The sequence below is a fragment of the Bacteroides sp. MSB163 genome (assembly GCF_036416795.1).
GTDB lineage: Bacteria > Bacteroidota > Bacteroidia > Bacteroidales > Bacteroidaceae > Bacteroides > Bacteroides maternus.
Genome location: NZ_CP143867.1, coordinates 925,181 through 938,470, shown reverse-complemented (window position 1 = coordinate 938,470; position 13,290 = coordinate 925,181). Strand labels below are relative to the sequence as shown.

Annotated in this window: 10 protein-coding genes; 8 read left to right on the top strand and 2 right to left on the bottom strand. The window is 43.2% G+C overall.

Annotation, left to right across the window (positions count from 1 at the left end; all coding sequences use genetic code 11):
• Window positions 1-84: 84 nt before the first annotated feature.
• Window positions 85-1,683, top strand: coding sequence for a glycoside hydrolase family 28 protein (locus VYM24_RS03260; protein ID WP_330941434.1), 1,599 nt, complete (start codon window positions 85-87; stop codon window positions 1,681-1,683).
• A 26-nt stretch (window positions 1,684-1,709) separates the two neighbouring features.
• Window positions 1,710-3,152 carry an arylsulfatase gene (locus VYM24_RS03255; RefSeq protein WP_330941433.1) on the top strand — a complete coding sequence of 481 codons (1,443 nt, stop codon included), beginning with the start codon at window positions 1,710-1,712 and terminating at the stop codon, window positions 3,150-3,152.
• A gap of 241 nt (window positions 3,153-3,393) precedes the next feature.
• Here VYM24_RS03255 and VYM24_RS03250 read toward each other — a convergent pair whose 3' ends face one another.
• Together VYM24_RS03250 and VYM24_RS03245 are read right to left on the bottom strand one after the other, a co-directional pair.
• Window positions 3,394-4,464 (bottom strand): M20 family metallo-hydrolase, encoded by a 1,071-nt coding sequence (locus tag VYM24_RS03250; RefSeq protein ID WP_291551158.1) that lies wholly within the window; start codon window positions 4,462-4,464, stop codon window positions 3,394-3,396.
• Between the two features lie 76 nt (window positions 4,465-4,540).
• Window positions 4,541-4,732 carry a hypothetical protein gene (locus VYM24_RS03245; RefSeq protein ID WP_330941432.1) on the bottom strand — a complete coding sequence of 64 codons (192 nt, stop codon included), beginning with the start codon at window positions 4,730-4,732 and terminating at the stop codon, window positions 4,541-4,543.
• Between the two features lie 310 nt (window positions 4,733-5,042).
• Here VYM24_RS03245 and VYM24_RS03240 point away from each other — a divergent pair, with 310 nt between their 5' ends.
• The 6 genes from VYM24_RS03240 to VYM24_RS03215 all read left to right on the top strand — a co-directional run bounded on the left by VYM24_RS03240 (window position 5,043) and on the right by VYM24_RS03215 (window position 13,272).
• Window positions 5,043-6,002, top strand: coding sequence for a site-specific integrase (locus VYM24_RS03240; RefSeq protein WP_291550996.1), 960 nt, complete (start codon window positions 5,043-5,045; stop codon window positions 6,000-6,002).
• Window positions 6,003-6,498: 496 nt separating this feature from the next.
• Entirely contained in the window at window positions 6,499-7,080 is a 582-nt protein-coding gene (locus VYM24_RS03235; protein WP_330942205.1) for a DUF3575 domain-containing protein, read from the top strand.
• A gap of 11 nt (window positions 7,081-7,091) precedes the next feature.
• Window positions 7,092-8,534 carry a DUF3868 domain-containing protein gene (locus VYM24_RS03230; RefSeq protein ID WP_291550998.1) on the top strand — a complete coding sequence of 481 codons (1,443 nt, stop codon included), beginning with the start codon at window positions 7,092-7,094 and terminating at the stop codon, window positions 8,532-8,534.
• Window positions 8,535-8,602: 68 nt separating this feature from the next.
• The gene (locus tag VYM24_RS03225; RefSeq protein ID WP_330941431.1) at window positions 8,603-10,651 is read left to right on the top strand and encodes an Mfa1 family fimbria major subunit; all 2,049 of its coding nucleotides are present in this window, start codon (window positions 8,603-8,605) and stop codon (window positions 10,649-10,651) included.
• 14 nt (window positions 10,652-10,665) lie between these two features.
• Window positions 10,666-11,691 (top strand): FimB/Mfa2 family fimbrial subunit, encoded by a 1,026-nt coding sequence (locus VYM24_RS03220; protein ID WP_291551001.1) that lies wholly within the window; start codon window positions 10,666-10,668, stop codon window positions 11,689-11,691.
• Window positions 11,692-11,766: 75 nt separating this feature from the next.
• Window positions 11,767-13,272 carry a hypothetical protein gene (locus tag VYM24_RS03215; protein ID WP_330941430.1) on the top strand — a complete coding sequence of 502 codons (1,506 nt, stop codon included), beginning with the start codon at window positions 11,767-11,769 and terminating at the stop codon, window positions 13,270-13,272.
• Window positions 13,273-13,290 lie beyond the last annotated feature (18 nt).

The following is a 13,290-nucleotide window of genomic DNA, read 5'->3' as shown; positions in this document are numbered from 1 at the left end:
TGAATGATAACTGATGATTTTTACAAATCTCCATTTTATAGATTGCTTACTTTTGTAACATCAAATTTTAAAAGAATACGTAATATGAGAAAGCTAGTTAAACTTATTATGCTTGTGTTCATAATATTGTTTGTTGTTTTTCCCTGTAAAGCGGAAGGATACGGTAAATACTATCAAGGTTTGCCTTTTGATATTCCAAAAGCGGTTACTCCTGCTATTCCTGAACTGGAAGTTTCTCTGGCTGAGTATGGTGGTATCGGTAATGGCATGATATTGAATACTCAGGCATTTGCGGCGGCTATAGCAGACTTGTCAGAACGTGGCGGAGGGCATTTAATTGTTCCGGAGGGGATATGGCTTACTGGTCCTATCGTTTTGAAAAGTAATATCGACTTGCATGTTTTGAAAAATGCAATTGTTTTATTTACACCTGATAAAACGCAATATCCTTTATTATCACCGGATGAGGGCACTTCTGGAAGCCGTTTCCAATCTCCTATCAGTGCTTATCATGAAAGTAATTTTTCAATTACCGGTGAAGGTGTATTTGATGGTAACGGAGAATTCTGGCGTCCGGTCAAGCGTTTTAAGGTTAGCAATGCAGAATGGAATAGTTTTATAAAAACAGGTGGGACTGTACAACAGGATGGAGCAATATGGTATCCTGAAACATCATCTGAGAAGTTAGCCAAGAAACGTCCACGTATGGTACGCTTTGTTCGTTGCGAGAGAGTACTGTTGCAAGGTGTCGTGTTCCAGAATTCTCCGAGTTTTCATGTAAATTTTATTTTAAGCGATAATATTGTGGTTGATGGAATTATGGTTCGTTGTCCTTGGAATGCTCAGAATGGTGATGGCATTGATTTGAGTTCATGTACAAATGCACTGATAGTGAATTGTGCGGTAGATGCGGGAGATGACGCCATCTGTCTGAAAAGTGGAATTGGTGATGTGGGACGTAGAAGAGGACCTTGTGCCAACATTATTATAGATAATTGTACCGTGTTTCATGGGCATGGCGGATTTGTCATCGGAAGTGATACGGGAGGTGGTATTGATAGAGTCTCTGTGAGGAACTGCCGTTTCATTGATACTGATACTGGATTTCGATTCAAAAGCAAACGAGGTCGTGGTGGAGTTGTGTCTAATGTATACGTAGACAATATCATGATGAATGATATAGCGAACTATGCTATTTGGTTTGACTCTTACTATCAAGAGAAAACTCCTGAACCGGATGGTATTCCGGAAGGAGGTGAAATGACTGATGTTCCCTTCATGCCGGTAACTGATGACACTCCGTGTTTTCAAGACATACATATTTCAAACATCACATGCCGTGATGCTGGTAGGGCAATGTTTTTCAATGGCCTTCCGGAAATGAATGTAAGTAATGTATCTCTTACTGACTGTATGATACATTCTGTTGCCGGAGCGCAGGTTGATGAGACATGTGGATTACGGATGGAAAATATACATTTGGATGTTGCAGAAGGGCCGGTACTTTCATTCAATAACTCAAAAGACATTGAGGTCAAAGATTTAGTTTATGCCGGAAACGGAGAGCAAAAAGTTCGGGTGTCCGGTAGTCGTAACCGGAATATTAAGATAAAGGGAGGAAAGTTTTGCATCGACGATGTATTATTTACTCCGAAAGCTAAAAAGGCAATAACGATAGATTGATAAATTTAATACTAAATTGATTTCAGATGGAAAAACAAAAATTATTTAGCATCTCTTGTGGAATCGCAGGAGCTATGGTTGCTTGTAGCTGTGCGCAGCAGCCGGAAGCGGAATGGAAACAAAGCCCCAATGTCATTTATATTTTGGCAGACGACCTTGGTATAGGTGATATTTCACCGTATGGGCAGAATTTAATAAAGACTCCTAATTTGCAACGGATGTCTGATGAAGGTATGCGGTTTACGCAGTGCTATTCCGGTACTTCCGTTTCGGCGCCTTCGCGTGCATCACTGATGACAGGGCAACATACGGGACATACATATATTCGCGGCAACATGCGTATGGATCCTGAAGGACAAGTAGCAATGCCTGCCGGTACATATACTATTGCAGAACTGTTCCATGAGGCTGGTTATGCAACCGGGTGTTTTGGAAAGTGGGGTTTGGGATATCCAGGTTCCGAATCAGATCCGACTAAAGTGGGCTTCGATGAGTTCTTGGGGTATAATTGTCAAACATTGGCTCATGATTATTATCCCGATCATCTGTGGGACGGTACAAAACGTGTAGAATTTCCCGAAAATTACAATCAGGCTGAGGGTACGTATTCAGCGGATTTAATCCATAATCGGGCTTTACAGTATATTCGCAGCCATGCGGGAGAAAAATTCTTTGCCTATTTATCATATACTCTTCCCCATGCAGAATTGGTTTTGCCGAAAGATTCGGTATATCAATCTTATTGTAATCTCATCCCGGCAAAAGATGATGAGGCTTGGGCAGAGCAAAACCCGAACCGCCGGGGAGCTTATGGTGCAGCAGAACGTCCTTTGGCTGCATTTGCTTCAATGGTAACTCGTTTGGACAAATATGTGGGTGAGATAATGGAACTGTTAGCTGAATTGGGAATTGATGATAACACTATTGTCGTATTTACTTCTGATAATGGACCTCATAGAGAAGGCGGGGCAAACCCTGATTATTTTAAAAGTTACGGACCTTATCGCGGAGTGAAGCGTGATCTCTATGAGGGGGGCATTCGTATGCCGATGATTATCCGTTGCCCGAATCATATTGAGGGTGGAGTTACGAATGACCATATTATGGCTTTCTGGGATATGATGCCAACCTTTGCCGAGTTAACAGGCACTACACGTGATATTCAAACTGACGGCATTTCGTTCTTGCCGACTTTGTTACGAAAAGGTAAGCAGAAGGAACACGAATATCTTTATTGGGAGTTTCATGAAAAAGGAGGTAGACAAGCTCTACGTTATGGCAATTGGAAAGGCGTGCGACTGTTTGTTGGTTGTCCGGAGAAAACAACATTTGAACTTTATGACTTATCCAAAGATATACATGAGGATAATAACGTTGCAGAGCAATATCCGGAGATGGTAAAGAAAATAGAAACATTGATGCAAGGTGCGCGTACAGAATCTGAATTGTTTGACTTTAGTCGTATGTAAGTCATGGTATTGATGACTTATTTAATGATTGTATTGATAATCTATTTGTTTTTTTCTTCTGCTTAGCAGAAGAAAAAAACAAATAGATTAATATGGCATGGAATAGTTTTCTATAGCATAACATCCGTTACTCTACAAGATAAATAGTAGGTAGATGCAATATGTTGATAATTAAAATACTAACGGGATATTGCTGAAGACAATTTATTTTCTACGGCTTGGAGTTAGCTCTTTATTTCATTCATAAAGTTGCTCCGTCCAGTAGCTCAATATACAATCCGATTGCCTCCTCTATCTCCTGAATGAAAATAAATTCGTCTGCCGTATGAGAACGGCTACTCTTTCCCGGTCCCATTTTGAGGGAAGGGAATGACATCAGGGCCTGGTCTGAAAGAGTGGGGGAGCCGAAGGGTACACGTCCCATGGCAACGGCACGTTGCACTATCGGGTGCTGTTCTTCCACGTGAGAAGAACTCAAACGGAAAGAACGCGCTTTTGCTTCGCAAGAAATATGTTTTTGTATTTCAGCAAACAGTTCCTGATTACTATAACATTCGTTACTGCGGATGTCTACCACAAAAGTGCAGCGGTCGGGAATGACATTGTGTTGCGTGCCTGCATTGATCTGCGTTACACTCATCTTTACAGGACCCAGTAGTGGGGATACTTTTTCAAATTTGTAGTCGTGGAACCAGGCGATATCTTCCAATACCTTATATATAGCATTGTCTCCTTCATTTCGTGCGGCATGTCCGGCTTTACCGTAAGCGGTCACGTCCAGTACCATTAATCCTTTTTCAGCAATAGCGGGCTGCATCTCGGTTGGTTCCCCGACAATAGCAAAACTGATAGGAGGTAGTTCGGGCAATACACACTCGATACCACCTTTCCCGGAAATTTCTTCTTCGCAGGAAGCCAGATAAATCAAATTATACTTCTGCGTCGTACGGCAGAGTTGCAGAAATACCTGCAACAGGCTGACTACACTTGCGCCTGCATCGTTGCTGCCCAATCCGTATAGTTTGCCGTTACTTTCTATTGTAGGGGTAAACGGGGCTTTTCGCCAGCCGTTTACGGCCTTTACGGTATCAATATGCGAGTTCAACAGTAGGGTTGGCTTGCTCAGGTCGAACATCGGACTGAGGCACCAGACATTATTACCCTTGCGGCCGGTTGCCATACCTTGTAGTTCAATATAATTCTGCAGGTAGTCTGCTGCTTTTTCTTCGTCGCGGCTAAGAGAAGGGATCGCAATCAGAGACTTGAGGACTCCGGTTGCTTCGGAAACCATTGTAGGTATATCGTAAGTCATATCTTTTTCAAATAAGTTATCAAAATGCAAATTTATGGATAAATCCTGATATATGCTTAATTTACGTTTGGCAAGTTTACAACTTGCCGTAGTTTTTCTTGTACATCGGAAACTCTGCTTTCCGGCGTTTCCACAAATCTTTCCGGCTTTTCTTCTCATGTTTTCCTTTATTTGCTCCGCCGTTATGGGTCTGCCGGAAGGCCTTCTTGACCTTTCCCCCGTAAAAAGCTTGCATATCTACTGAAGCATGATTACCTTTACTGCTCAAGATGGCATCTTGTGTTGTTCGAGATGGTATGTTGTGCTGTACAAGATGGCATCTTGAGCAGCAAAGCAAAGGGAGTTCCGGCTCTCAAGGTAATAAGTTCCAAGTGTCATGTCCCTATGCTGCTGACATTGAGAAGTATAGTTCCCTTTCTGCACAGTTATGAATCTGTTTCCACTCCTGATTCGCGTTAATAATAAACGTTTAATTAAACAATGCTCTTTAGTGTAGGTTGTTACATAAATCCGTATCTTGATGAAGATCGTATTTAACGATTAGAATCTTTTTTATTATTCATTTAAAATTATTATTCATGGCATCTAAAACAAAATTCAGATCCTCTTCTACAGAGAGTAAGCAAGTAAAAGGCAGTGCATTACCGGGCGCTTTTTTACAACCGTTCATGCAAGAGATCATCCATCGAATGCATATGCTGGGCAAAGAACGTACCGGAGAGACTTACACCAGTACGCTTAATAGTTTTATGCGTTTTCGCCAAGACAGAGACATCCTTTGGGAAGAGTTTGATGCAGATTTGCTGGTCTCTTATGAAGCTTACCTTAAATCTACCGGAGTGGATATGAACACCATTTCCTTTTATAACCGGATTTTGCGTGCCGTATACAATCGGGCGGTAGAAAGAGGATTTACTACACAAAGGTATCCCTTTAAATATGTGTATACGGGAATCGGGAAGACTGTCAGACGAGGGCTTCCCTTAAAAGTGATCCGTAACATTAAATACATGGAGTTGTCGGCATTTCCTCTGTTGGATTATGCCCGTGACATGTTTCTCTTCAGTTTCTACACTCGTGGTATGTCATTTATTGATATGGCTTATCTGAAGAAGAGCGACCTGAAGAACGGAATTCTTACTTATTGTCGAAAAAAAACAGGACAACGTCTTTGGATAGGATGGGAGCATAATATGCAGGATATACTCGATAAGTATCCTGTAATACAAAGCTCTCCGTATTTGCTTCCTATAATTCGTGAGGCGGGAATAAAGGAGAGGGCGCAATACAACAATGCGCTTCATCTTGTCAATAGGAAGTTGAAATTTATTGGGGAAATGCTTGAGGTGTCCATTCCATTGACTATGTATGTTGCACGACACTCATGGGCAAGCGTAGCTAAAAGTAAGAATATTCCTCTTTCTGTCATTAGTGAAGGAATGGGACATGATTCTGAGAATACAACATTGATTTACCTGACTTCACTTGATACTGCAACAGTGGATAGAGCTAATAGGTTGATCTTGAAATCTATATAGGGGTATTTTCTTTGAACCGTCTCTTCCCAAGAGATGGATAGCAGGATAATGGGCTGGAAGAAAAAGGGAAAAGAAGCATATACAGAGTAATATTTCAATATACAAATCAATATACAATGATATTGATTGATGAAAAAAAATAAGGTGAGTGCTTGGATATTATTGCTGCAAATCATAACTTTGCAACCCAAATCCATCTCTTGGGAAGAGATGAATCCTAAAATGCAGTTTGAAGAAATTAGCTGTTAAAAATGTAGAACGATTAAACGCTATTGGGAATTGCGATTATATTAATAACAATGAGTAGTGATTTCAGTAATATCTATGTTTATTCTGAGTACTTATCATTGTTCACTACCAGCGGTATATAGGCTGGGCATACAGTATTTGGTTTGATCTCTTTTAAGAGATTTTATTGGTAGATTGATAAATCTTTCTCCACAACGTGCCGGGGAAATATATATTTGATATTAATAAATCTTATTATATGGGAAAGATGACTTTAAAACTTTATGTGATTTTGTTTTTAGGTCTTTTCAGCATGGGAGCCAGATGTCAGGAAGTGGTTCTGAAAAGTAATTTACTATACGATGCTTTCGCCACGTTGAACGCGGGGGTGGAGGTAGGTCTTGCGGACAGATGGACGTTGGACGTGTCTGCCAATTATAATGGCTGGACCTTCTCTCACGATCGAAAATGGAAACACTGGCTTCTGCAACCCGAGGCACGCTACTGGTTTTGTGACCGGTGGGCAGGTCATTTTGTGGGTGCGCATGCCCTTGGTGGACAATACAATGTGGGAAATCTGGATAATAACCTTTCTTTTCTCGGAACCGACTTCTCTGGAATCTCCGACAACCGCTATCAGGGTTGGTTCGGAGGGCTCGGATTGGTATATGGTCATTCGTGGATACTTAATAAACATTGGAATTTGGAAGCTTTGTTTGGTTTCGGGTGGGTTTATACCCGCTACGATGTCTATCCTTGTGCCCATTGTGGCACAAAAGTGGCTGAAGATAAATCGCATAACTACATAGGTCCCACGAAAGCGGCAATCAATCTGGTTTATACATTTTAAATTTTACGGTTATGGATGCAAGATATGGAATAGCGAAGATATTGATTTGCGCCCTGTTGCCCCTATGCACGGCACCGGTGCTGAAAGCCCAGTCATTGATGGACGGGCAGATGGAAGTGCGAAATCTGGCAGTGTCCAGACAAGAAGATAAACTGTTTGTCTCCTTGGATCTTGACGTTTCGGCACTCAAGGTTGGCACCAACCGCGAAGTGGTGTTTGCCCCTACACTCAGCAAAGGCGAGCACTTGATAGAGTTGCCGGCAGTGATGGTGGCGGGAAGGAATCGTTATTATCACCATCTGCGCAACAAATCTGCCGTGAGCCTTGACAGACTCTACCGTAGCGGTGAACGGGATGTGATAGAATACCGTTTGGTAGTGCCTTACGAGAAATGGATGACTAACGCTGCTCTGAACGTTTCCAATACTACCAACGGATGTTGTGGTACTCCCATCCTGAACGATATTTCTCTGTTGGAGAACGTACTTCCGGAAAAGAACGTGATGGCTTTCTTTCCCGAATACGTCTACATACGCCCGAAGGCTGAACAGAAAATCAATCAGATAGAAGGATCGGCCTATATCGATTTCCCTGTAAACCGCACGGAACTGTATCCCGAGTACCGCCGTAACCCGCAAGAGTTGAAGAAGATACTTGCCACAATAGATGCCGTGAGAGAAGATGCCGATACCCGCATCCTTGCTATCAGCATCAAGGGATACGCTTCGCCCGAAGGCTCGTACACCAACAATATACGCTTGGCGAAAGGACGTACGGCAACGTTGAAAGAATACGTGCGCAGACAATACCACTTCCCCGACTCACTGTTTACTACCAGCTACGAACCGGAAGACTGGGAAGGTCTGAGGCGTTTTGTGGAAGGTTCGCACCTGACTTATCGTGACGAGATTCTGCGCCTGATAGACAGTGACATGGAGCCAGATGCCAAAGACCGTAAGATTAAGGTGACTTATCGAGACGATTACGCTTATCTGCTGCGCGAAGTCTATCCCGGATTGCGCCACTCCGATTACGTGGTGCGTTATGAAGTGCGTGCCTACACTGATCCGGAAGAAATAAAGCGCCTGCTACGGACACAACCGCAGAAGTTGAGTTTGGAAGAGATGTACCTCGTGGCACAAGACATGGAACCAGGTAGTGAAGAGTATAACGAAACTTTCGAGATAGCTGTACGTATGTTCCCCGAAGATGCTACTGCAAATTTGAATGCTGCCAATACCGCCATGCGTTTAGGCAACTTGCCTTTGGCGGAAAAATATTTGGAAAAAGCTGGCGATACGTCCGAGGCGGCTTATGCCCGGGGCATTCACTCCGCTCTCTCCGGCAATTATGAAGCGGCCGAGATATTGTTGAAAGAGGCCGACCGGAAAGGACAGGAGAAAGCCAAAGAGATGCTGAAACGCCTGGAAGAGGTAAGAAAGAGTTTGGAATAAGATAAGAAAATAGAAGAATCAATCGGATAGAATAAACTTAATTATAGAACATTTAATTTGATTACGCTATGAAAAAGAAATTTTGGAGCAATTTTTTCATGGGAATCTTGGCAATGGGACTCATTGCCGGATGTAGCAGCGATGAATGGGAAGAGGGTGGAAGTACTCCGAATCCTGATTTGGAAGATGCTGTGTATATGAACGTGCAAGTGCAATTGCCGGTGGCAGGGGCAGGAACACGTAGTGAAACCAATACGCCAGAGGATGGTGATTATGGTACAAGTACAGACGGTGAAGAAGTTGGAAAAGATTATGAAAATGCCGTAAATAGAATCTTATTGGTATTGGCCGATAAGGAGGATAACTTAATTGGTTGTGGAACACAAGAAGGATTTAATACTCTGACGAATGGTAAAGTAAACACTGTCCAGGCAATTAAAAAATCCACATTAAAAGATTATTATGACAAAGCAGAAAAAGATGAGACTGATCCTACTCAATTGAAGGATAACACTATCCACGTCTATATTTTCTGTAACCCGACAAAACGTCTCACAAGTACTCTTTCAAATACTGCCATCGGTACCAAGGAATGGGTGAATAATGTTGCTACTCTAACGGAAAATCCTGATGGTACAGTAGGTGAAGGTGCAGATCAAGATGGCTCATCTATTTGGGGAGGTTCAGACCATAAAAGTGGTTTCTTGATGTCTACGGCTATTAAGTCGCATATAGAAAAGTTCATCCCTAAAAGTATGAATGATTGGAATAATTATAACTCTAAGGATAAAGCTTTTGATTTGACAGGAAAAAATGCCGGTGATGTAGACAATAGCAAAGCTGGCTCTGCGATTAAAGTAGAACGTTCCGTGGCTCGTTTCGACTTTAAAGACGGAAGTGGAAATGCTACCGGAGAGAATACGTATAATGTTGTGAAAGACGATGACGGTAATACCACAATGCAAATTCAATTGCAGAGAATGGGATTGGTCAATATGAGTAAAAGTTTTTATTATTTGCGTCGTGTTTCAGCTGATGGTTCTTCTAAAGGTTCTGTTCTTTGTGATACAGAGTTGGAGCATAATTATGTTGTTGATACAGATGTTGACTTCAAGAGAGGTGGTTTGGATGCATCAAGCGATTATGCAGGTCATTTCAATTTTTGCCTTGGTAATGTTACTGACAATGCATGGAGCATAAATGAGGCTGCACGCGAGCAATGGTATAACGTAGATATAAAAACAGTTCTTGGCTCAAGCGAGAATGATAATTATGGAAATAAAGAGTACAAGATTTGGCGCTATATTACCGAAAATACGATACCTGCAAAAGAAGATGGTACTAATGACATACAAAGAAATGGTATCTCTACAGGTATCGTGTTTAAAGGTAAAATGTTGTCAACTCCTAACACTCCACCTGAGTTGAAAAATGCTTTAGGGAATGTAACCGGACAATCTGACAAGGATCCAATCTTGTATAAATATAATAATAAATTGTATGTACGTTGGACCGAAGTACGTGCAGTTGCATTGACAAATAGGGAAACAATGCCCGAATTCTATAAACTTGTATTTGGTACTGCAGATCCTAAAGATATTGATTTGGGAAAAAAAGAGACTGTAAATGATAAAGAGGTAATAGTTAACGCAAAATATAGTACAGACGAAAAAAGTCCTGATTATTTATGGGGCCAGTGGCAAGATAACGATGACGAAACATTAAAAGATGAAAACGGTTTGGTTGACAAATTCCGTTTAGATTTCAAAAATGCTGCTACAAAGAGAGACGTGAGAGACGAAGTTGGATTTACTCTTTATCAATCCAGTAATGACGAAGGAAATAATCCTGGTTATTTCTGTTATTATTATTATTGGAACCGTCATAACGATAACGGTGACAACGGTTCGATGGGTCCGATGGAATTTGCCGTAGTACGTAACAACGTTTATAAACTTGCTGTGACCAGAATCGACGAGCTTGGACATCCGCGTGTATCAGAAAACGACCCGGATCCCAAAGATCCTGAGGATCCTGATGAAAAAGATGACGTTTATTTCAAGCTTGCTGTTGAAGTTCTCCCCTGGACCGTACGCGTAAACAATATCGAATTCTAAGAAAATCGACCGACATGCAAAGCAGAAAGCGGAATATAATTTCACAGTTTGCCGGCATGGTGCTCAGCGCCGTGCTGGCAACTGTTGCCTTGTCCTCGTGCGAGCGGATATTCGAAGACCTCGATCCATGTCCGCACGGTGTATCGTTGCGTTTCGTCTATGACTACAACATGGAGTTCGCTAACGCGTTCCCCAAGCAAGTGGACTGCCTGACGCTTTACATCTACGATGACAAGGACAATTACGTAGATACAAAGATAGTGACAGGGGCGGAATTGCAGGACGAAGATTACCGGATGACACTGGATCTTGAAAAGGGAAATTATCATTTCGTGGCATACGGCGGATTGGCCTGCGACAAAAGCTCTTTCTCGCTGTTGCAAGCACCTGCAGCGGGCAGCAAACGGACAGACTTGCGCGCCGCCATGGATGCTGACTGTCTCACCGTGCCCGAACGCCGCAACCTGCATGATATGTTTTGGGGACAACTTACCCTCGCCACTGCCGATCTTTACAGTGAAGGAACAGTGAAGATGATGAAGAACACCAACAGCATACGTATCGTATTGCAGCACGTGGACGGAACACCGGTCAAAGCCGATGACTTCGACTTCGAAATCATCGATGACAACACGCTCTTCAACTACGACAATGACCTGTTGCCCAACGGAAACATCACCTACATTCCCTGGGCTAAAGGACAAGCGCAGACGGGTGTCTCTATCGTAGGTCCCGATCAGGTAGTGCCCCAGCCTGTCGAAGTGGCCTATGCCGAGCTCAGCACCTCACGGCTGATGACCAAAAATTCTCCGCGTCTGCTTGTGAAGCGGCACGAAGATGGAGAAATCGTGATAGACTTTCCGCTCAATAATTATCTGTTGCTGATGCGAAGCGACCGTTACAGCAAGATGGGCGACCAAGAGTATCTGGATCGTGAAAGCCGCTGGACGCTCTACTTCTTCCTGCAAGCGGGTATTTGGTTGCAGACGCGTATCGTAGTGAACGACTGGGTGGTGAGGATCAACGACATCGAAATGTAAAGAAGAGAATAAGAACAAAGAGTAAGAGAACGGAAGCTAAAAACAAGTTTTTCAATCAGGAAAAAAGCGTTTCAAATGAAATTGCAGCATCGACATATCATCGGACTTTGCCTCTTGTGCGTTTTTTTGCTGGGGTTCGCTTCGTGCATCAACGAATCTTTCGACCTGCCCCATGAAGAGGAGGAAGAGAACAGCATATACCTCACTTTCCACACTGCCGTAGCAGGGGTTTCTACCCGTGCGGACGAAATACCTGATGATGTCCGTATCAACCAACTGCTTGTGGTGATTGTCTCGGAAAATGATGTCTCGGAAGAGGAAAACACTCCGGAAGGAGGAAGTGTCTCGGAAGGAGAAACCGGCAATGCCGGCAAGAGATGGGTGGTAGAACACAGTCGCTTGGTAAAAGGTGCTTCCAACATCGGGTTGCCGTTGACTGACGAATATACTTTCAAAGTGAGAGCCGGTTGCCGGAAAAGAATCTATCTCTTGGCAAATTGCGCCGGGCTGAAAGACGGTCGGGGAGAAAAACTTGACTTAGGCAACAGTTCTTTTATTCCGCAGACTTCTTCCGGTGCTTCAGGCAAGGAAACCGGCAATGCCCCGATAGATGACTTTGTATTCAATCTGAGCGATGCCGAAGGTGGTTACCAATACGATCCCGTCTCGGGCATTCCCATGACGGCCATGTACGAGATTGAGATACCCGATAGAAAGGACATAGGGAAGGATGAATTTTCTGTTCCAACTTCTCTTTATGTGGTACGTGCCGCCACTAAGTTTTCTTTCAATTTCACCAACCGTTCTTCAAGGCGAAACATCACGGTGACCGGATTTTCCCTCACCAAAGCCGTTGGGGACCGGATGTACCTGATGCCGCATGTGAACAAGAATAAAGAAGGCAGGTATTGGGTGGTGAATTCGGCGTGCAACAGTTCTATACCTTTACCTGAAACCGATACACCGGATGCGAACCATAAGGTGACGGAATGGGACTGGATACACTGGATGGTAGCGGAAGCGGGGAAAACTGAAAAAGGCGACAATATAGACCAATATCAATGGCTGACCGACTATGATATACCGGCTATAGACGTTTCGGGAGGAGAATCCGGTGAAGAAAGCTCTCGTGTCAAGGTAAACTTTAAGAATTCGGTGACGGTTCCCGCCAAATCAGCAGGCAGTACCGGAGAACCTGTTTCAGTTCCATCGGAATTCGCTTATCTGCCCGAAAGCCGTACGCTGAAAACTATCGGCACCGAAGAGGGCAGCACAGTGGGAAGCGGTACGGTTGCCTCCGATTTGAAATTGCAGGAATATGAACTGACCGTCTATACAAAAGAAACATTCCTGGATGAACCGGAATATGGCACTGCGCAGCAGAGAGAGGTCGAAAGAGAATATAGTGCCGCTTTGGAGCATCTTGCCTCCCTTTTCCGCAACACGCACGTAAAGGTAAATGTCTGTTTCAAGGATTATACGCTTGACTGGGAAGTGGATGTAGAACCTTATTGGGAAGTGGAGCTAGATCCTGTATTCGGACTGGACGAGCCGGAAAAGCCGGTTAATCCGGCGGAATAAGAAAATACTGAAGAATCA

What these genes read in the sequence shown, in the direction of transcription:
- VYM24_RS03260 (WP_330941434.1), top strand. Translation starts at nt 85, where the DNA reads ATGAGAAAGCTAGTTAAACTTATTATGCTTGTGTTCATAATATTGTTT.
- VYM24_RS03255 (WP_330941433.1), top strand. Translation starts at nt 1,710, where the DNA reads ATGGAAAAACAAAAATTATTTAGCATCTCTTGTGGAATCGCAGGAGCT.
- VYM24_RS03250 (WP_291551158.1), bottom strand. Translation starts at nt 4,464, where the DNA reads ATGACTTACGATATACCTACAATGGTTTCCGAAGCAACCGGAGTCCTC.
- VYM24_RS03240 (WP_291550996.1), top strand. Translation starts at nt 5,043, where the DNA reads ATGGCATCTAAAACAAAATTCAGATCCTCTTCTACAGAGAGTAAGCAA.
- VYM24_RS03235 (WP_330942205.1), top strand. Translation starts at nt 6,499, where the DNA reads ATGACTTTAAAACTTTATGTGATTTTGTTTTTAGGTCTTTTCAGCATG.
- VYM24_RS03230 (WP_291550998.1), top strand. Translation starts at nt 7,092, where the DNA reads ATGGATGCAAGATATGGAATAGCGAAGATATTGATTTGCGCCCTGTTG.
- VYM24_RS03225 (WP_330941431.1), top strand. Translation starts at nt 8,603, where the DNA reads ATGAAAAAGAAATTTTGGAGCAATTTTTTCATGGGAATCTTGGCAATG.
- VYM24_RS03220 (WP_291551001.1), top strand. Translation starts at nt 10,666, where the DNA reads ATGCAAAGCAGAAAGCGGAATATAATTTCACAGTTTGCCGGCATGGTG.
- VYM24_RS03215 (WP_330941430.1), top strand. Translation starts at nt 11,767, where the DNA reads ATGAAATTGCAGCATCGACATATCATCGGACTTTGCCTCTTGTGCGTT.